This is a genomic window from Conexibacter sp. S30A1 (assembly GCF_023330665.1).
GTDB lineage: Bacteria > Actinomycetota > Thermoleophilia > Solirubrobacterales > Solirubrobacteraceae > Palsa-465.
This window is the reverse complement of record NZ_CP097127.1, coordinates 1961765-1981487: the sequence shown is the minus strand read 5'-3', so window position 1 is coordinate 1981487 and position 19723 is coordinate 1961765. Positions and strand designations below refer to the sequence as shown.

General features: G+C 69.5%; 16 protein-coding genes. 10 read left to right on the top strand and 6 right to left on the bottom strand.

Annotation, left to right across the window (positions count from 1 at the left end; translation table 11 throughout):
• Positions 1 to 5: 5 nt before the first annotated feature.
• Positions 6 to 839: a lysophospholipid acyltransferase family protein gene (locus tag M3M54_RS09755; protein ID WP_249018853.1), complete on the bottom strand. Its 834-nt coding sequence runs from the start codon at positions 837 to 839 to the stop codon at positions 6 to 8.
• Positions 840 to 991: 152 nt separating this feature from the next.
• On the opposite strand from M3M54_RS09755, the gene M3M54_RS09750 reads away from it, so the two are divergent.
• From M3M54_RS09750 to M3M54_RS09740, 3 genes are all read left to right on the top strand, one after another.
• A complete protein-coding gene (locus M3M54_RS09750) occupies positions 992 to 1870 on the top strand; it encodes an oxidoreductase (RefSeq protein ID WP_249018852.1) in 879 nt (292 codons plus the stop codon).
• A gap of 84 nt (positions 1871 to 1954) precedes the next feature.
• Positions 1955 to 2176, top strand: coding sequence for an antitoxin (locus tag M3M54_RS09745; RefSeq protein ID WP_249018851.1), 222 nt, complete (start codon positions 1955 to 1957; stop codon positions 2174 to 2176).
• Positions 2177 to 2183: 7 nt separating this feature from the next.
• Positions 2184 to 2600 (top strand): TA system VapC family ribonuclease toxin, encoded by a 417-nt coding sequence (locus tag M3M54_RS09740; protein WP_249018850.1) that lies wholly within the window; start codon positions 2184 to 2186, stop codon positions 2598 to 2600.
• A gap of 38 nt (positions 2601 to 2638) precedes the next feature.
• On the opposite strand, the gene M3M54_RS09735 is transcribed toward M3M54_RS09740, so the two are convergent.
• From M3M54_RS09735 to M3M54_RS09725, 3 genes are read right to left on the bottom strand one after another with little or no spacing between them, the layout of a single operon-like run.
• The gene (locus M3M54_RS09735; RefSeq protein ID WP_249018849.1) at positions 2639 to 3541 is read right to left on the bottom strand and encodes a transglutaminase family protein; all 903 of its coding nucleotides are present in this window, start codon (positions 3539 to 3541) and stop codon (positions 2639 to 2641) included.
• 12 nt (positions 3542 to 3553) lie between these two features.
• Positions 3554 to 4606, bottom strand: a complete 1053-nt coding sequence (locus tag M3M54_RS09730) for an alpha-E domain-containing protein (RefSeq protein ID WP_249018848.1) — start codon at positions 4604 to 4606, stop codon at positions 3554 to 3556.
• Positions 4607 to 6223: a circularly permuted type 2 ATP-grasp protein gene (locus M3M54_RS09725; RefSeq protein ID WP_249018847.1), complete on the bottom strand. Its 1617-nt coding sequence runs from the start codon at positions 6221 to 6223 to the stop codon at positions 4607 to 4609.
• Positions 6224 to 6344: 121 nt separating this feature from the next.
• Between M3M54_RS09725 and rfbD the strand changes: the two genes are divergently transcribed.
• From rfbD to M3M54_RS16945, 6 genes are all read left to right on the top strand, one after another.
• Entirely contained in the window at positions 6345 to 7190 is an 846-nt protein-coding gene (rfbD, locus tag M3M54_RS09720) for a dTDP-4-dehydrorhamnose reductase (protein ID WP_249018846.1), read from the top strand.
• Positions 7191 to 7203: 13 nt separating this feature from the next.
• A complete protein-coding gene (gene rfbB, locus M3M54_RS09715; RefSeq protein WP_249018845.1) occupies positions 7204 to 8196 on the top strand; it encodes a dTDP-glucose 4,6-dehydratase in 993 nt (330 codons plus the stop codon).
• On the top strand, positions 8139 to 8870 hold the full coding sequence (locus M3M54_RS09710) for a uracil-DNA glycosylase (RefSeq protein ID WP_371878661.1): 732 nt from the start codon (positions 8139 to 8141) through the stop codon (positions 8868 to 8870). Before rfbB ends, M3M54_RS09710 begins: the two co-directional genes overlap by 58 nt.
• 17 nt (positions 8871 to 8887) lie before the next feature.
• Entirely contained in the window at positions 8888 to 9505 is a 618-nt protein-coding gene (locus M3M54_RS09705; RefSeq protein WP_249018843.1) for a VOC family protein, read from the top strand.
• Between the two features lie 72 nt (positions 9506 to 9577).
• The gene (locus tag M3M54_RS09700; RefSeq protein WP_249018842.1) at positions 9578 to 11170 is read left to right on the top strand and encodes an MFS transporter; all 1593 of its coding nucleotides are present in this window, start codon (positions 9578 to 9580) and stop codon (positions 11168 to 11170) included.
• Positions 11074 to 11301 (top strand): cyclic nucleotide-binding domain-containing protein, encoded by a 228-nt coding sequence (locus M3M54_RS16945; RefSeq protein ID WP_371878571.1) that lies wholly within the window; start codon positions 11074 to 11076, stop codon positions 11299 to 11301. Before M3M54_RS09700 ends, M3M54_RS16945 begins: the two co-directional genes overlap by 97 nt.
• A gap of 28 nt (positions 11302 to 11329) precedes the next feature.
• Here the strand turns inward: M3M54_RS16945 and M3M54_RS09695 are convergent, their stop codons facing one another.
• Together M3M54_RS09695 and M3M54_RS09690 are read right to left on the bottom strand one after the other, a co-directional pair.
• Positions 11330 to 12181, bottom strand: a complete 852-nt coding sequence (locus M3M54_RS09695) for a WD40 repeat domain-containing protein (RefSeq protein WP_249018841.1) — start codon at positions 12179 to 12181, stop codon at positions 11330 to 11332.
• 69 nt (positions 12182 to 12250) lie between these two features.
• Positions 12251 to 16066, bottom strand: a complete 3816-nt coding sequence (locus M3M54_RS09690; RefSeq protein WP_249018840.1) for a helix-turn-helix domain-containing protein — start codon at positions 16064 to 16066, stop codon at positions 12251 to 12253.
• A 190-nt stretch (positions 16067 to 16256) separates the two neighbouring features.
• On the opposite strand from M3M54_RS09690, the gene M3M54_RS09685 reads away from it, so the two are divergent.
• On the top strand, positions 16257 to 19661 hold the full coding sequence (locus M3M54_RS09685) for a hypothetical protein (RefSeq protein ID WP_249018839.1): 3405 nt from the start codon (positions 16257 to 16259) through the stop codon (positions 19659 to 19661).
• Positions 19662 to 19723: the final 62 nt, after the last annotated feature.

Below are 19723 nucleotides of genomic sequence, written 5' to 3'. Positions count from 1 at the left end.
GCGGCTCAGTCGTCGTCTTTGTCGTGGCGGCGGCGGTAGGGCGACAGCGACGGCCCCGACTCCCCGGACTCAAAGAACTGCTGCACGCGTTCGATCAGCGCGGCGGTGTCACTGAGCGGCTCGATCGGCTCGCCGAAGGCGACCTCGACGCGGTGGCGGCGGCTGAAGAGGCGGCCGCGCAGGCGCTTGGGCCAGACGGCGCCGGGCGGCATCGCCTCGGCGGTGCCGCTCACGCGGATCGGGACGATCGGCAGGTTGTGGTGGGAAGCCAGCACCGCCGCCCCGCGCCGCACGCGTCCCAGGCCGCTGCCGCGCGAGCGTGTGCCCTCCGGGTAGAGCAGCAGGTTCCAGCCGTCGTCCAGCAGCTTGTCGAGGTGGCTTGAGTCCTTGGTCCCGCCGCCCATGCGCTCGATCGGCACCGTGTTGAACAGCAGCGAAACCAGCCAGGCCACCAGCCGGTTGCGGTAGAAGTAGTCGGCCGCGGCCGCAACCGCGGTGCGCTTGCGCAGGCGGCGCGGCAGCGCCGAGAGGATGATCGGCGTGTCCATGTGGCTTGAGTGGTTGGCGACCAGGATGAACGGCTCTTCGAGCTCGGTCAGGCGTTGCACCCCGGTCGCGCGCCGGGCCGCGTAGTGATCGAGGATCGGATTCATCACGAACTGCATGAAGCGCTCACGGATGAAGCGCGCGGGCCGCGACCGGGCCCAGCGCACATCCAGTTGAGCCGCCGCGGCGCGCAGCTGCTGGGCGCGCTCCGGCGCCTGCTGGGCGACCTCGCGCGCGGCCTCGCGGACCCGCTGCTGGCTCTCGCGGGCAGCCTGTGAGGCGGCGTCGCGCACGCGCGAACCGCGCGACGCCTCCGCTTTCGCCCGCCGGCGAAACGATCGCATTTTCGTGATACCCCGCCGCCGCGGGTGCGTTACAGCTCGCTGCAGGCTCCGTCCTGGCCGTGGACCCGGCCGCGCTCGCCGCGCCTGTCAGTATTCACTCCATGGCCACATTCACCACCGCAGACGTACCCGACATCACCGGCAAACGCGTCATCGTGACCGGCGCCAACAGCGGCATCGGTGCCGCCGCGGCGACCGTCCTGGCCGCGGCCGGCGCGCAGGTGACGCTGGCCGTGCGCAACGTCGACAAGGGCCGGGCCGCGGCCGCGAAGATGCCCGGCGCGACCGAGGTTCGTGAGCTCGACCTCGCGGACCTCGCCTCGATCCGTGCCTTCGCCTCGGGCTGGGGGGACGAGCTTGAGCTGCTGATCAACAACGCGGGCGTGATGGTGCCGCCGCTCAGCCGCACCAAGGACGGCTTCGAGCTTCAGTTCGGGACCAACCACCTCGGGCACTTCGCGCTCACCAACCTGCTTTTGCCGCAGGTGCGAGGTCGGGTGGTGACCGTCGCATCTGGCGCGCACCGTCTTGGCCGCATCGACTTTGACGACCTCAACTGGGAGCGTCGGCGCTACCGCCGGTGGGCCGCCTACGGGCAGTCAAAGCTCGCCAACCTGCTCTTCACCAGCGAGCTGCAGCGCCGCCTGTCTGCCGTCGGCTCGCCTGTAATCGCCGTCGCGGCTCACCCAGGCTACGCCGCCACCAACCTGCAGTCGCACACCGGCAGCGGCCTCGGAGACCGGCTCGGACAGCTGGGCAACGCGCTGTTTGCGCAGAGCGCGGCCGCCGGCGCGCTGCCGACACTGTTCGCCGCCTTTGCCGACATCCCCGGCGACAGCTATGCCGGGCCAGGCGGCTTTCAGGAGATGCGCGGCGCGCCGGTGCTGGTGGGGCGCAGCGCCCGGGCTCAGGATGACGCGGCGGCGAGGCGTCTGTGGCAGGTCAGCGAGGAGCTCACCGGCACAAGCTTCCCGCTCTGAGCCGCGCAAATGCCGTCGAGACCGTGAGGGCGCGCCGGTCTGGTGACAGCAGATTTGATGACTTGATGCAGTAGCATCAAACCGATGAGAACCACGCTCGACATCGACGACGACGTGGTTACGGCAGCGCGTGAGCTGGCTGCGATCGAGAAGCGGTCGCTCGGCACGGTGATCTCGAGGTTGGCGCGGCGGGGGCTGACGCCCGCCGCGGTCGATTCCGACGAGGGCTTGCCCGTGATTCGGGTCCCGGCGGGGACGCCGCCGATCACTTCCGAGATGGTGCGACGCGCCCTCGACGAGGACTGACGTCGGCGTGGGCCTGCTCGACGTCAACGCGCTCGTCGCGCTGGCTTGGGACTCGCACGTGCACCACGCGTCGGTGCGCTCCTGGATGCGCTCGAGCGGCCGCGCGGGATGGGCGACCTGCCCGGTTACCGAGAGCGGCTTCGTGCGCGTCTCCTCGAACCCGAAGGTGCTGCCAAGTCCGATCGGAGTCGCAGCGGCGCGCGCGGTGCTGGTCGCGCTTCGTGCCGCTGAGGGACACCGCTTCCTGGGTGATGAGGTGTCTGAGTGCGATCCCGACGTGCCGGAGGTCCACGGCTATCGACAGGTGACCGATGCACACCTGCTCACGTTGGCGCGCCGTCACGGGGTCCGCCTTGTGACATTCGACAGCGGGATCGCCGCTCTCGCCCAGGGCGGCGACGTGGAGCTGCTCACAACCATCTGAGCCGATGCCCGCTTAGCCAGGTGTGAGCGAGGCGCGCCTCAGAGCCGGGTCATCGTCACGCTGGCCTCGAGCGTCGAGCTTGCCAGGCCGCGGTAGACGCCCTTGATCGGCGGCACGTCAGCGTAGTGGCGGCCGTGGCCGATCTTCACGTGGCGCTCGCCGGCCAGGCCACGGTTGGTCGGGTCGATCCCGATCCAGCGCGGCCGCTCCTGGTCCTGGGGAACCAGCGCCTCGATCCAGGCGTGCGTATCCACTTCGACCGACGGCTCGCCGGAAGCCTCCTGCTCGCCGGCATTCTGGTCCGCTCCGCGCGTGTACAGGTAGCCCGAGACGTAGCGCGCCGCGATCCCACGGCGGCGCAACAGGTGCAGCCCCAGGTGGACGAAGTCCTGGCAGACACCCGCGCGGATGTCCAGCACGTGCGCGAGCGAGGAGTCGACGTAGGTGGCGCCCTTGCGGTACTCAAGCCAGCCCGGGATCAGCTCTGCGACCAGCAGAACCGCCTCAAGCGGGCTGCCTGTCTCGGCCAGTTCGCCTTCCAACTCTTCAAGCAGCCGGTGCCCCGGAGCCTCATCTGTCTGCATCACAAACTCGCTGCCGCTGTCGCGATAGGCACCGTCGGCCAGCGCTTCCCAACCGCAGCCCGACGGTTCGGCGGGCGTCTCGGTGCGCACGTGTGCGAGCGCGTCGATCACCAGCTCGCGGTGCGGGCGCGTGACCTCGAACTCGATGACCTCGGTCCCGAAGTAGTCCTCGTGCCGGTACTGGCGGGCGTCGGGCGTCAGGCGCAGCGTGAAGTCGTCGACGCGCTGGGTGGCGGTGGACGCCGGGCGCACGCGCAGCGCGTTGATGTTGTCGACGACGTCGGCCTCGTAGCAGTACCGGCTCAGGTACCGGATCGTGAACTGCATCACGCGAGTTCTATCGGCCGTCTCGGTCATGCGCAGCAGCTCTCAGAACTCGAAGTGCAGGGCGGCCGCAGCGGCCACCGCGAAGTATCGCTCGTCAATCTCACGGTCCACCAGCTCGAGCTCGTTCTGCACGCGGCGCAGGCTCGAGACCAGCGGTTCGGTGCCCGTGGCCATGCGCTGCGCCATCTCCAGCTCCGCGATCAGCCGCCCGAGCCGCAGCACTGGCGGCGCCTGACGCGGCGCCGGGTCCGCGCTCTCGAGCGCGTCGCGCAGCTCCTCGAGCGATGCCCTGACCGAGCCCGGGTACTGGGCGTCGTAGAGCAGGAAGCGCCCGACGCGGTCGAGCGTCGGGGCGCGGCGCAGCTGGCGGCGGAAGGCCTGAAAGCCCCCGACCGCCTGCAGCAGCGCGAGCGCCTCGGCCTCATGGGCCGTCTGCGGCTCATCGCTGGTCGGCTCGGCGGGGATGGCGACACGCAGCATGCGCAGCACCATGTCGGCCTCCTCGATGCGGCCGCCGGCGTCCAAAAACCAGCACGCCTCGTCGCGCAGCATCGTGCGGTCTAAAAGCCCCCAGAAGAGCGCGCAGCGCTCCTTCACCTCCTGGTAGACGGAGTAGGGTCCGGTTGCGAGTGCCGCCTCCAGGTCGTAGCGCCCGAGCGAGAGGTAGAAGGAGTTGAGCGCCTGCCACATCTCCGTGGAGACCACGTCGCGCAGGGTGCGGGCCCGCTCGCGCGCGCGGTACACGCACGAGACCACAGACGCGGGGCTCTCGGTGTCGAGTGTCAGCAGCGGCGCGATCTCGCGCCGGCCCAGGAGGCCCGCCGGTGCGTGGCCGGCGGCCTCCGCGGCGGCCGCCTCGGCCCCCTCGGCCGGGCCCTCGCCGGGCGCGGGCGGCTTGGCGCCGATCACCGCCAGCACGCCGCTCCAGCTCAGCGCGACGCCGGAACGCGCCGCGATCGTGCCCGACACCGTCCCGACCCCGACCCCGCCGGCGACGTCCGCGTGGAAGGCGCCGTCGAGCATGCGGGCCGTGTGCTCGGCGCGCGTCAGGCCGCGACCGAGCCAGTACAGCTCCTGGGCGATCCGCGCGAGCATCTAGGTAGGCCGCTGACCGAGCGGGTCAGCGGCCGTAGCAACCCCGTCCTCACGGCTCTGCTGTTGCTGCTGCGCCTGGCCGTGCCAGCCGCCAAAGCGCACGTCGGGCAGGCGCGGCGGCTCGCGCGCGGCGAGGCCCGGGACCGGCGGCTCGGCGGCGTCGCCGTCCTCGAGCACCCAGGTGTCCTTGGAGCCGCCCCCGCGCGAGGAGTTGACGATCATCGAACCCTCCTCGAGCGCGACGCGTGTGAGGCCGCCCGGCACGATGCGGATCTCGTCCCCGAACAGTGCGAAAGGGCGCAGATCGACGTGGCGCGGGGCCAGGTGTCCGTCACCGGTCTCGGTCGGGACCGTCGAGAGGTGCACGAGCTCCTGGGCGATGAACAGCTCGGGGCTTGCCTGGATCAGGCGGGCCTGGTGCTCGAGTTCTGAGGCGCTCGCCTGCGGGCCGATGAAGACGCCTTTGCCGCCGGACTCCGAGGTCGGCTTGACCACCAGCTCGTGCAGGCGTTCGAGCACCCAGGCACGGAGCTGCTCGTCGCCGAGCAGGTAGGTCGGGACGTTTTCGAGGATCGGCTCCTCCGACAGGTAGAAGCGGATCATGTCGGGCGCGTAGTGGTAGATCGCCTTGTCGTCGGCGACCCCGGTGCCGATCGCGTTGGCGATCGCGACCGAGCCCGCGCGGTAGGCGCGCACCAGCCCGGGCACGCCGAGCACCGAGTCCGGGCGGAAGGCGAGCGGGTCGATGAAGTCGTCGTCGAGCCGGCGGTAGATCGTGTGCACCCGCTTGAGGCCGGCCGTGGTGCGCATGTAACAGGTGGCGTCGCGCACCACCAAATCAGATGCCTCGACCAGCTCGATACCCATTTCGCGCGCGAGGAACGCGTGCTCGAAGTAGGCGCCGTTCAGCGGCCCCGGAGTCCAGAGCACCACGGTCGGCTCGCCCTCGGCCGCGGGCGCGACCGCCTGCAGCGCATCCAGCAACAACGACGGGTAGTTGTCCACCGGGCGCACCCGCTGGCCGGCGAACAGCTCGGGCATCAGGCGCGTCATCGCCAGGCGGTTCTCCAGCACGTAGGAGATGCCCGAGGGGGTGCGCACGTTGTCCTCCAGCACGCGCCAGCCGCCGTCGCCGCCGCGCACCAGATCGCAGCCGCAGACGTGCGTGTAGACGCCGCCGGGGGCGCGGACGCCGTGCACGGGCCGCGCAAAGCTCGGGCGGGTGACGATCAGCGACCACGGCACGATCCCCGCGCGCACGATCTCGCGCGTGTGGTAAACGTCGTCCACGAAGGCGTTCAGCGCGCGGATGCGCTGCGCCAACCCGCGTTTGATCACGGTCCATTCGGCGGCGGTCAGCACGCGCGGCACGAGGTCCAGCGGGAACGGCCGGTCGCGGCGCTCGCCGTCGGAGCCCGCAACCTCGAAGGTGATCCCCTGCTGCATGAAGATCGCGTCGCGACGCCGTCCGGCCGCGAGCAGCGCCTCCGGGCCGAGGCGCTCGAGCGCCTGCGCGAGCGCGGCCACGTGCGGGTGCGCCCGGCCGTCGGGCCTGAGCAGCTCGTCGTAGCAACCCTCCGGGATCGCGTAGCCGTCGGTCAGGGTCTCGGCGAGCATGTTGGCGCCAGCTTAGGCGCGCCTGGAGTGTGCGGCCATACGCCAAAGGCTAATCGGTCGGGGTGCGCGGCTGGCCATTTGGATAAGTCCATCGGTGCGCACGGCACTACGCTTGCGGGCGATGAGGCTCCTGATCACCGGTGCAGGCGGCATGCTCGCCACCGACGTTGCGGCAGTGGCGGCTGCCCGCGGCTTCGAGGTGGTCGCGCTTGGCCGGGACCGGCTCGACGTGAGCGTGCGCGAGGCGGCGCTCGACGCGGTCACCCGCGAGCGCCCGGAGGTGGTGATCAACTGTGCCGCCTACACCAACGTTGACGCCGCCGAGTCAGACCCGGACGGCGCCGCCGCGGTCAACGCCGCTGGGGCCGGCTTCGTCGCGGCGGCGGCCGCAGCCGCGGGGGCGTGGGTGCTGCACGTCTCGACCGATTACGTGTTTGACGGTGCGAAGGGGACGCCCTACGTGGAGTCTGACCCGACCGGCCCGGGCTCGGTCTACGGCTCCACGAAGCTGCTCGGCGAGCGGGCGGTCGCGCTGGCAGCCCCGGCTGCGCACACGATCGTGCGCACATCCTGGCTCTTCGGGGTTGCGGGCCACTGCTTTCCGGCCACGATGCTGAAGCTTGCGTCTGAGCGAGATCTGCTGACTGTGGTTGACGACCAGGTCGGCTGCCCGACGTTCACTGGTCACCTGGCGCAGGCGCTGGTGGATCTGGCGGCTGGTGGGCCGCCGCTCGGCATCCTGCACTTGGCGGCAGCGGGCGAGGGCTCCTGGTATGACTTTGCGGTCGAGATCATGCGCGCGGCGGACGTGGATGTGGAGGTGAGGCCCTGCAGCACCGCGGAGTTCCCGCGCCCGGCGCGGCGCCCCGCCTACAGCGTGCTGCGCTCGGAGCGCCCGGGGGCGCCGGTGCTGCCGGACTGGCATGACGGGCTGAACGCCTACCTGGCGGCGCGGGTGGCCGCGTGAGGCGGGTGGCCCCGTGAGACTGCTCGTCACCGGTGGCGCGGGCTTCATCGGCTCGAACTTCGTGCGCCATGTCCAGCGCGAGCGGCCCGACTGGGAGATCGTCGTCTACGACCTCTTGACCTACGCCGGTGACCGGCGCAACGTCGAGGGGCTCGATCGCGTCTCACTGGTGGTCGGCGACATATGTGACGAGCAGGCGCTGGAGGGGGCCGTGGCGGAGTGCGACGCGGTCGTGCACTTCGCGGCGGAGTCCCACAACGACAACTCGCTGCACTCGCCCTTTCCGTTCGTGCACACCAACGTCGTCGGCACCTACCACGTGCTGGAGGCGGTGCGCCGGCACGGTCGGCGCCTGCACCACATCTCAACCGACGAGGTCTACGGCGACCTTGCGCTCGATGACCCGGCGCGCTTCACGCCACAGACCCCGTATAACCCGTCGAGCCCGTACTCGAGCACCAAGGCCGGATCGGACCTGCTGGTGCGCGCCTGGGCGCGCAGCTTCGGCGTGCAGGCGACGATCTCCAACTGCTCAAACAACTACGGCCCCTACCAGCACGTCGAAAAGTTCATCCCGCGCCAGATCACGGAGGTTCTGTCGGGGCGGCGGCCGAAGCTCTACGGCCGCGGCGAGAACGTGCGCGACTGGATCCACACCGAGGATCACTCCTCCGGGGTGCTGGCGATCCTTGAGCGTGGGCGGATCGGTGAGACATACCTGATCGGGGCTGACGGCGAGTGCTCAAACCGCCGTGTCGTCGAGCTGCTGCTTCGCCTGATGGGCCGGGCGGCGGATGACTATGAGCTGGTGGACGACCGGCCGGGTCACGATCTGCGCTACGCGATAGACGCCTCCAAGCTGCGCGACGAGCTGGGCTGGCGGCCGCGCTACGCCGACTTCGAGCGCGGGCTGGCCGACACCGTCGCCTGGTATCGCGCCAACCGCGCCTGGTGGGAGCCCCAGAAGGCTGCCACCGAGGCGCGCTACGAGGTCCTGGGCCGATAGCTGCCGCTGAGCAGCTCGCGCAGGTGGAGGCGGAGGTGGTCGCCTGCCGGCGCTGCCCACGGCTGGTCGCCTGGCGCGAGCGGGTCGCCGTCGAGCGGCGCGCGGCGTTCTCAGACCAAACCTACTGGGGGCGGCCGGTGGCCGGCTTCGGCGATCCGGCGGCGCGCATCGTCGTGCTCGGGCTCGCGCCGGCGGCGCACGGCGGCAACCGCACCGGCAGGGTCTTCACCGGCGACCGCTCCGGCGACTGGCTGTTTGCCGCGCTCTGGCGGGCGGGGCTCGCCAACCAGCCGCAGTCGGTGGCCCGCGACGACGGTCTTGTGCTGCGCGACTGCTGGGTGACGGCGGCGGTGCGCTGCGCGCCGCCCGCCAACCGCCCAACGCCGGATGAGCGCGACCGTTGCGCCCCGTGGCTTGCGGCCGAGCTCGGGCTGCTGGAGAAGGTGCGCGTGGTGGTCTGCCTGGGGGGATTTGCCTGGGATGCGGCATTGCGCCTGCTTGACGGCGTGCCGCGCCCACGGCCGCGCTTCACGCACGGCGCCGAGCTCGCGCTGGGCCAGCTGCGGTTGCTCGCCAGCTACCACGTCTCGCAGCAGAACACGTTCACCGGCCGACTGACCGAGCCGATGCTCGACGCCGTGTTTGCGCGTGCGATCGAGCTGGCGGCGGACTGATCGGTCAAACTGCGCCGATGCAGCTTCCGCGTGAGCCCGAGCTGGCAGAGCTCGTGATCGCTGACCCGCCCGAGCGCTGGCAGGCGCTTGGGTTCGAGGTTGACTCCGTAGGCCACCTCGACATCGGCGGTGTGCGCATCCGCCTGGGCGGCGAGGGCTCTGGCATCACCGCCTGGTCGCTTATGCGCGTCAACGCCATGGGGTCGATCGACGGGCTTTCAAGCCCGGTACCGCGCGTGCTCTACCCACCGCCGTTCAAGACCCACCCCAACGGTGCGACCGGCGTCGACCATGTCGTCATCCACAGCTCGAGCCTCGAGCGCACGACCGCGGCATTTGCGCGAGCGGGGGTCGAGCTCGGCCGCACGAAGCCCGGCGAGCATGGGCGGACGGCCACAAGGCGGCTGGGGCCGGCAATGCTTGAGGTCGTTGAGCGCCCCGAGTTGGGTGTCGAGGAGACACGCTTCGCGGGGCTCGCGATCGTCGTGATCAGCCTCGAGCAGCTGGCCGAGCGCCTGGGCGAGCGACTCGAGCCGATCCGTCCGGCCTCGGCGCCCGGCCGGCGGATCGCCACCCTGCGCGCGGATGGGTCGGTCTCTGTGGCGCTGTCGTTCATGACGCCGGAGCCGCCGTGATAACGGCTGGCCGGCACTGATGATGGGGGCGGCACCGGCGTGCCGCCCCCATTCGGTATAGGCTTCCCGGCCGTGGTCGCTACGGGCGGGTCGGGGCGGGAATCGCGGCGGTGGCTTGCCACCTACCGCTCTGTGCTTGCGATCCGCGACGTCCGGCTGCTGTTCACTGGCCTGGCGGTCTCAGCAACGGGCAGCTGGGCCTACAACGCGGCGCTGCTCGCGCTCGTCTACACCCGCACGCACTCGCTCGCGTGGGTCGGGGCTGCCGGACTCGTCCGCTTCCTGCCGTCGCTGCTGCTCAGCCCCTACAGCGGTGTGGTGGTGGAGCGCTCCGATCGCTTCCGCCTGCTGCTCTTCACAAACAGCCTCAGTTTCGTCTGGCAGGGCCTGCTGGCCGTGGTCGTGCTCGCGCACGGGCCGATCCTGCTGGTGCTGGCGCTGGCCGCCCTGACCTCATCCACCGGAACCTTCACGATGCCGGCGGTTGGCGCAACCGTGCCGAGCATGGTTCCCGAGAGCGAGCTGGTCGCCGCCAACGCGTTGCAGTCGACGATTGACAACCTGGTCGTGATCATCGGACCCGCGCTGGGCGCCCTGCTGCTCGCCTTCAGCTCCGCGGCGGTGGTCTTTTTCGTGAACGCCGCCACGTTTGCCGTTGCTGCCCTGCTCGTCACCCGGATCAGCTTCCGCGGCACCAAGGTGGACGTGACCGAGGGCGGCACGGCCGGCGTGCTTGCGCAGATGCTGGTCGGCGTCAGGGCGATCCTGGGCGCCCGCTCGGCCCGGGCTCTGGTCGCGATGTGCGCGCTGGTCTCCTTCATCTACGGCACCGACACGGTTCTGTTCATCGGCGTATCGGCTCACAAGCTGGGGACCGGTGCGGATGGATTCGGCTACCTGCTGGCGGGACTTGGGGTCGGTGGCGTGCTGATGGCTAGCACCGTCAACCGTCTGGCGGCGCGCGCCAGTCTCGCTTGGGTGATCTTCGCCGGCGTGGCCGGCTATACGCTGCCCACGGCGCTGATGGTCGTGATCCACTCGCCCGCGCTGGCGTTCGCTGTGGAGGTCGTGCGCGGCGGCTCGACGCTGGTCGTTGACGTGATCGCGATCACGGCCCTGCAGCGCGCCGTGCCGAGGGATCAGCTCGGGCGGGTGATGGGCAGCTTCTGGGCGTTCATCATCGCCGCGATCGGGCTCGGGACGGTGATCACGCCCGCGATCACGACCAGTTTCGGGCTGGATGCGGGCCTCTGGACGATGGCGCTCGCACCCTCGCTGGTGGCGCTGGCGGCGCTGCCCGCGATGCGCCGCGTCGACCGCGACACCGCTGCTGCGAGCGCGCTGCTCGCGCCCAAGGTGGCGCTGCTTGAGCAGCTTGGGATCTTCGCGGCGGCGAGCCGGACGCTGCTCGAGCGGCTTGCTGCTGACGCGGCGGAACGCTCGTTTGAGGCGGGCGCGCCGATCATCAACCAGGGGGAGCACGCGGACTACCTGTACGTGCTGATGGAGGGCTCGGTCGAGGTGAGCTTGAATGGTGAGGCTGGCGCCCCGGCCAAACCGGTCGGACGATGTCGGCGCCCGACTACTTCGGTGAGATCGGCATCCTCAGGCACATCCCTCGCACCGCCAACGTGGTTGCCGGCGAGGGCTGTCGCTGTGCTCTGATCGACGGGCAGCAGCTGCTGGAGGCGCTCGGCTCCGCCAGCCCGTCAAGTGCCATGCTCGCGCGCACCTCGACGCTGCTGGAGGCAACGCACCCCGCCGGGGAGCCGCTGGCCGGCGCAGTCGGCACCTGAGCGCCGCGTTCCAGTCGGGAGGTGAGGCTCAGGTGGCCGGGCACGGTGGCCGGTAGGCAAGCTGTGGCACGTACAGCGCCCATTGGGCGGCCGTCAAGGTGCTGGTGGCAAGCGCACAGACGCGCTGGGCCGCCTGGTAGGCGCGAAAGTACCAGCGCTTGTGGTGTCGGCCGGTCAATAGGGCCTGGTTGTTGGCGCTGAAGGCGATGTCCGTGAGCCTGCGACCGGCGCCAGTGATCGTGGCCTGCAGCGTGGCCTGCCCGGGGGACCCGACCGCGTAGAGCCATATCTGGCCCGCTCGGGTCGCCACGGCCAGGGTTCCGGCATCGGCGTTCAGCGCCAGCCCTGTGACCGGCGAGGTGGGGCCGCTGAGAGCGGCCGCAAGCTGCGGGCTGGACGGGTTGGTGAGCGTCCATAGGTAGATCAGCCCGTTGCTGCCGGCCGCGACCAGGAGCATTCCATCCGGGCTGAGCAGCGAGCGCTCGAGCGGCGTGATTGCCCGGGTGAGGGTCAGCGCCCGTCTCGCGGCCGTGAGCTGGATCGCGGGGATCGGGGGTGTTGTGGCAGGTCCGGCGCTGGGGTTTGGGCCCTGGGCCAGACTCGCCGGCATCAACCCGCCGGTCAGGTCGAGCAGTTCCGAACTGGCCGTGACCGTGGGTGAGATCTGGTAGGCCGCAACCGCCAGCTGGCGGGCGAGCGCGCGCTGTGTGGCGCCGAGGCTGCCGGTCTCGAGCGCTACATAATCGGCTATTGCGACCCGGCGTCCGAGCGTGGTGGAGTGGAGTTCACGCGAGACGACCGCCGCAAAGGCGGTCATTGCCAGCGCAAACAGGACCAGGGCACGGATGAGCCAGACCGGGTAGGAGCGACGTCTGACCACTGCGCGGCATGTTAGAAAGCCAGCGGCACCAGCGGGTCCATGCCCCGCCTACCAGCCCGCCACAACCTGCTAACGGCAGGGTGGCTGGTAGGCGGCGCCCTGCACGTACTGTGACCACTCAGCGCGCGTGATTGGCGAGCCCGCAAGCGAGCAGATCTGCGCGGCGACCTGGGCGGGGTGGAAGTCCCAGAAGGTCAGCGTGTCATTTGTGCCGCCGGCGACCAGGGTTCTGCCGTCAGGGCTGAAGTTGACGTCGAAGACCTCGCCGGTGGCGGCTGTCAATGTAGCGATCACCTTAGGCTTGGCCGGGTTATCGATGCTCCACAGCCAGACCTGGCCGCCCGTGGTGGAGGCCGCCAGGGTGGAGCCCTGGGGGCTGATCGCGACCTGGTAGACGGTGCTGGTGGGACCGGTCAGGCGGGCGAGCAGCCGTGGCGCGGACGGTCGGCGCAGGTCCCATAGGCGGACCGTATCGTCGGCGCTGCCGGCCGCGAGCACCTGGCCGTTGGGGCTGAATGCAACCGTGTAGGCGTAGCTCGCAAAGCCCTTGAGCCGCGCCAGCAAGCGCGGCGCGCGCGGGTTGGCGATGTCCCACAGCCAGACCTCGCCGTCGGCGCACGCTACGGCCATCAACCGTCCGTTGGGGCTGTATGCGATCCCGAAGACGTTGTTCGATGTGCCCTTCTTATCGATCGTCGGCAGGGCGATCGGGTGCGCGGGGTTGGTGATGTCCCACATGTGGATGCGGCCGGCGTCGTCACCGACCGAAAGCAGCCGCAGGTTGGGACTGAAGTTGATCTGCTCGATGTAGGGCACGGCGCCCTTCAGCTCGTGGCCGAGCAGTCGCGCTCGGCCGCTGTTGCTGAGGCTCACGAGCTGGACTTTGGCGGCGGCGTTGCCAACTGCCAACAGCCTGCCGTTCGAGCTCAACGCGCCGACGGCGGCGACCGGGCCGAAGGCGGCCGGCATGTGCACCGATGCAATCCGCCTTGGAAGCTGTGGGTCAGCCACGTTCCAGAGCTCGGCGTCGCCGCGTGGTCCGCCGCTGATCACCGCAAGCTCGCGGGCGTTGGCCGTGAAATCGGTCGTGTAGATGCCGCCCGGTGCGGTGTAGGTGCTGGGCGGCGGGAACTGCCACAGGCGCATGGTTCCGTTCTCGTCGACGGTTATCAGCTGACGGTCGTCGGCGCTGAAGGCGGCGCCGGTGACCGGTGCGGGGTGTGGCAGCGGTGGGCCGATCTGGTGCCAGCTGGACGTCGACCAGACCCTCAGCGTCTCGTCCGAGTCGCCTGCTGTCAGGTAGCGGCCGTTGTGGCTGAAGGCCAGCGAGTCAACCCAGCTGCTGAAGCCGTGCAGCGGTGCGTGGCCAGCCTGGATCTGGCCACCGGTTGAGAGGTGCCACAGGTAGATAAGCGCGTCCTGCGCGCCGGCTGCGAGTGTGCGGCCGTTTGGGCTGTAGGCGACGGTGGTCAGCGTGGTCGCGCCGGCGCTCAATGAGGCAAGCGGTGCGGTTGAGCCGTGTGTCGCCCAGAGGACCAGCTCTCCGCTGGCGCCGGCTGCGGCGAGCGTGCGGCCGCTCGGGCTGTAGGCGACCGCCTGCAGCGCCGGATGCTGCGGCGCCTCCAGTGTCGCCTGTGGTGTCGGCCGCGAGGGAGCGGCAAACGACCAGCGCGCGATGCTGCCATCGGAGTTGGCGGCGGCCAGCGCGCTGCCGGCTGGGCTGAAGCTGAGGCCATACACGGTGCCGGCCCCGGCTCGTAGCACCGCCAGCAGGTGCGGGTGAGCGACGTTGGCCAGGCTCCAGACCCGCACCTGGTGGTTGCTGCCACCGGCGGCTAGGAGACTGCCGCGCGCGTTCACCGCCACGGCAAACGTGCTCGCCGGGGCGGAGCCGGCCGTCACCGTTGCCAGGCGCTGCGGGACCCCGCTCGTGAGGCGGTAGAGCCTCACCTGGTTGCTGTTGGCATAGGCGACCGCGAGGATGCGTCCGCTGCCGTCGACCGCCAGGGTGCTCGGCCCGATCGGGCCGAGCACGCGGGTCGGCCGCTCGCCCGCCGAGGAATCAAGCAGCGTGCTGGTCGCCTGCGTTGTCGGCGCGATCCGGTACGCCGCGACGGCGAGCTGCATCGCCAGCGCCGGGTCGGTGCTCGACAACGTCTGTGCTTCGATCGCAACCTGCCGCGAAAGCGCCTGGTTGCGCGCCGTGTAGGCGACCTGGCGCGCGTGCATCGCCACCACCGCCAGCACGATCGCGGTGACAGCCAGCGCCGCCACCACGGCCAGCAGCTGCCGTGTCCGGCGTGCGCGCCGCCGCGCTGCGTGTCGCTCGGCGGCGACCGCCGCGCGGCTGGCGTCCAGGAACCGGCGTTCGAGTGCGTTCAGATCTGACTCGTTGTCGGCGGTGGTCGCCCATCCACGGATCGCCTCGAGGCGTGCGCCGCGCAGCAGCAGCGACGGGTCGTGACCGGCCGCCTCCCAGGCGTTGGCGGCGTCCGTGAGCTGGTGGTGGAGAACGATGCCCGCCTGGTCGCGCTCCAGCCAGAGCGCCAGGCGCGGCCATGCTGCGAGCAGCGCCTCGTGTGTGATGGTGACTCCCTCTGTGCTGGCGGTCAGCAGGCGCGCTGCGATGAAGCGGTCGAGCACGCCTTCGGGGTCGTCAAGCTCGGTGATCGACACTCGCTGTCGTGTGGGTGGCGCGCCGGGGCGGGTGCGGACCAGGCGCAGCAGCAGGCGCCGTGCCTGTTCGCGTTCGTGCGGCCGCAGCTCGGCATAGAGCTGCTCGGCGCTCTGGCGGATCGCGCCCCGCAAACCACCCACGGCGTGGTAGTCAGCAACCGTGAGCTGGTTGCGTCGCGCACGCTCCCAGGTCGCGTGCAGCGCGTGGGAGAGCAGCGGCAGCGCGCCTGCATCGTAGGCAAAACCGGTCGGACTTCCGGGCGCGAGGTCCGCGAGCACAAGCTCCACCAGCCCGTCCTCCACAGTCGCTCCGGCCCGCTTGGCGGGCTCCTTGATCGCTCGACGCACCTCATCTGTGGTCATCGGGCCGAGCACGTAGGGGCCCTGGCGCAGCAGCGGCAGCAGCGCCGGCTCGTGTAGCGCCGCGTCATAGAAGTCGGCTCGCAGCGCTGCGAGCACCACCGTCTGTGGTGCTCGCAGACGGGCGAGCTCCGTGAGAAACGCGCGGCGTTGTGGTTCGGCGACGCTAAACAGCTCCTCGAGTTGGTCGACGATCAGCAGGCCAGGAGGGACGCCGATCCCTGCGAGCGCGCTACGCAGGTTGCCGGGGGGATCCTCGCCGGGTGTCATGAGTGCCACCGGGCTGCGCCCGATGCCGTTGGCGCCATGATCGGAGCGGAGCCGCGCCTCGATGCCGGCTCTCAGCAGGGATGATTTGCCCGACCCCGACGATCCGATCACGAGGATCATCGCGGGCGTCGCTTCGCCGTTGGCGACGCCCTGGGCGCGGAGCTCCTGGATGCGAGCCAGCAGATCCTCGATCGCTGCCTCCCGCCCGAAGAACAGCTCAGCGTCCTCCGCCCGGAAGGGCTCAAGTCCCCGGTACGGCGTGCCATGGTGACCAACGCGAGCGTCGGAACTCAGGCGCACACGCGTGAGCACGTCGACCCAGTCTCGCAGCTCACCTTCACTGACGCCGCACTCACGCAGAATCGACCTGAACAGCTCAAGCTGCGCTGGCCCCGGGAGGTGTCGTCCGCTGCAGTAATCGCCGACCGTCGCCGTTGGCACCCCGAGCCGGCGGGCTAGTTCGCGCACCGTGAGCCCGGCACGGACCCGTAGTGCAGTCAGCTGACGCGCGAGTTCTGCCCGCGTATGGATGGTCCGCGGTGCCTGCCGGTCGTCTGATTGCCGGTCCCCCAGCGTCATTGACGGCCAATCGTATGCCTCCTATCTCGCTCGTCAAGCTGCGCCCGCTAGATCTGGTGCCGCTCCTGGCCTGTCCGAGTTTGTCCGGGTATACGCGTGGATCTTGTACACGCATGGTCGATGGGGTTAGTTTCGGCCTCGCTGAGATGCGCCGAGCCGTCGCTGAACCAGGACGAAAGGGAGCCGACCTATGTCACTGCGCCTTCTGAAACGCGTTCGCTCGCGGTTGCAGCGGGTGACCTCTCCCGCCCGCCCGGAGCGTCCGGGCGGCTCGCGCCGTCGCGCGATCCGGGTCGCATTGCTCGCCGGCATCGTGTTTGTCGGACCAGTGGGCGCCGCCACCGCGTTCGCCCAGGGCTGGAGCACGCCAACGCTTGTTGACCCGGCCTTCCATGCGACCTCGGTCTCGTGCGCGTCGGCGAGCTTCTGTGCTGCCGTCGACAGTGCCGGCAACGCGACAATCTATGACGGAAGCGGCTGGAGCAAACCGGCCGCGGTCGACCCGAATGCGCTCAACGGCTTCACGTCAGTCTCCTGTCCTGCTTCGACCACCTTCTGTGTCGCGGTCGACAACAGCGGTAACGCGCTCACTTATAACGGCACCAGTTGGAGCAAGCCGGTGTCGGTCGACACCAGCTCCGGCTTGAGCGCCGTTTCCTGCGCCAGCTCGTCGTTCTGCGTTGCGGTCGACTTCAAAGGTGATGCCTTCGTCTACCGTGACTCCAGCTGGAGCACGGGCACCAGCGTGGTCGGCACGAGTCTCGAGCTCACCTCGGTCTCCTGTCCGACCAGCTCGTTCTGCGTAGCTGTCGACCTCAACGGCGATGCCTTCATCTACAACGGCTCTTCGTGGAGCGGTCCCACCGCAGTCGACAGCACGGGGGGGCAGCTCACCTCGGTTTCCTGTCCGACCAGCTCGTTTTGTGCCGCCGTCGACAACATGGGCAACGCCTTCACCTACGACGGCACAACCAACAGTTGGAGTACGGCGACAGCGACGGCCGCACTGGACCCGCTGTCGGTGTCGTGCACGAGTTCAAGCTTTTGCGTCGCGGTCGACAATAACGGTGGCGCGGTCGCGTACACAGGGTCCACCGCTGGCTGGTCCACCCGTGCGAGCATCGCAAGCGGGCAGCGGCTGCAGTCGGTCTCGTGCCCGACCAGCTCGTTCTGCGCGACGATCGACGCAAACGGCGGCGTGTTCACCTCCAACGGTAGCGCTGACGCATGGTCGAGCACCCCGACGCAGATCGGCAGCGGCGGCCTGACCTCTGTCTCCTGCGCTTCGCAGAGCTTCTGCGCGGCCGTGGACAAGGCGGGCAACGTGCTGACCTACAACGGCAGCACGTGGACAACGCCTGCGCAGATCGACTCCAGCGGCCAGCTCACCTCCGTCTCCTGCCCCAGCAGCTCCTTCTGTGTCGCGGTTGACAACAGCGGCAACGCGCTCGTCTACCAAAGCGGTACGTGGGGTGCACCGACTGACATCAACAGCCATAACGGGCTCAGCTCGGTCTCCTGCCCGACCAGCTCCTACTGCGTTGCGGTCGGCGGCGAATGGGCGGTAACCTACTCCGGCTCCCCAGCAGCGTGGGGCACACCTCAGGCGATCTACAGCAATTTTGGCCTGGTGTCGGTTTCCTGCTTTAGCTCGTCGTTCTGTGCCGCCGTCGCCTTCAACGGCAGCGCCGGTGACGCGCTGACCTACAACGGCACCACGTGGACTACGCCTGCGCAGATCGACACCAGCGGCCAGCTCGACTCGGTCTCCTGCCCCAGCAGCTCGTTCTGTGTCGCCGTCGACAACATGGGCACGCCTTTCACCTACAATGCCAGCAGCACAGACTGGACCGCGGACACGGCTGACAGCGTCGGCGACACTCTCTCCTGCGCATCGTCGACGTTCTGTGTCTCGGTCAACCTCGACGGTGACGCCTACACATACGACAGCAGCGGCTGGGGCTCGCCCGATCCTATAGACATAGGCAACAATAGCGGTGTTAGTCCCGGCAGCTATGGCTTGAGTTCCGTTTCCTGCCCGACCACCTCGTTCTGCGCAGCTGTCGACGGGCGAGGGAACGCGCTCACGTACACGGCACCGCCGGTGAACACGGCGCCCCCGGTGATCAGTGGCAGTGCGGTGCAGGGCGAGACGCTGTCTGCCAGTGCGGGCACTTGGCAAAATAGTCCGACGAGCTACGCCTACCAGTGGGAGGATTGCAACAGTTCTGGGTCGTCTTGTACGGCGATCAGTGGGGCGACGTCGTCCACTTACACGCTGACCGCATCGGATGTGGGGTCTACGATCGTGGTGCAGGTGACCGCGTCAAACGCGGGCGGTCCGGGTAGCCCTGCGAGCTCCGCGCCGACCGGCGTGGTGCAACCGCTGCCGCCGGTGAATGCGGTGCTTCCGGTGATCAGTGGTAGTGCGGTGCAGGGTCAGACGTTGTCTGCCAGCACGGGTACTTGGCAAAATAGTCCGACGAGCTACGCCTACCAGTGGGAGGATTGCAAGAGTTCTGGGTCGTCTTGTACGGCGATCAGTGGGGCGACGTCGTCCACTTACACGCTGACCGCATCGGATGTGGGGTCTACGATCGTGGTGCAGGTGACCGCGTCAAACGCGGGCGGTCCGGGTGCGCACGCGGACTCGGTGCCCACCGGTGTCGTGCTGCCGACCTACACGCTTCAGGTCTCGCGGGCTGGTTCTGGCTCGGGGTCGGTTTCGAGTAGCCCGTCGGGGATTGATTGTGGGTCGACGTGTTCCGGGTCGTTTGCTCAAGGGACGGCGGTGACGTTGTCTGAGACACCGGCGTCGGGGTCTGTGTTTGCGGGCTGGTCTGGGGCGTGTTCTGGGTCGGGGAGCACGTGCACGGTGTCGATGAGCCAGGCGCTGTCGGTGACCGCGACGTTCAACGTGGTGCCGACCTACACGCTTCAGGTCTCGCGGGCTGGTTCTGGCGCGGGGTCGGTTTCGAGTAGCCCGTCGGGGATTGATTGTGGGTCGACGTGTTCCGGGTCGTTTGCTCAAGGGACGGCGGTGACGTTGTCTGAGACACCGGCGTCGGGGTCTGTGTTTGCGGGCTGGTCTGGGGCGTGTTCTGGGTCGGGGAGCACGTGCACGGTGTCGATGAGTCAGGCCCAGACGGTGACCGCGACGTTCAATCCTGCACCGGTCATCAGCCCGCCGCCTGCGCCCAAGCCAACCTCAACGGTCGGGAGCGGACGCACGACTGTGGGCCGGGTGTCCGGGCTGGCGGTGCGCGACATGCTCAGCTGTGTTGGGACTGGGACGCAGAGTTGCTCGTTCACCGAGACGCTGCAGGTGGTTGAGACCTTCTACGGCCGGCGTCTGGTGGGTGTGGCGGCACGCGCGAAGCTGCGGCGGATCAGAAGGCTCGTCACGATCGGTGTTGTGCACGTCAAGCTGCTGGCGGGACGGCGGCGGCTTGTGCGGGTGCGGCTGAACGCCGCGGGGGTCAGGCTGCTGCGGGCTCGCAAGACGCTGGCCACACAGCTGATGGTCAAGCAGGGGGCAAGGACGCTCAGGCGCCAGCGGGTCGTTTTCCGGATGCCAAAGACCAAGAAGCGCTGAGGCGTCGGCGTGCGGGCGGAGGCAGCGCTGCGCTGCGCGCGGCACACTCCGCCCACGGCGCT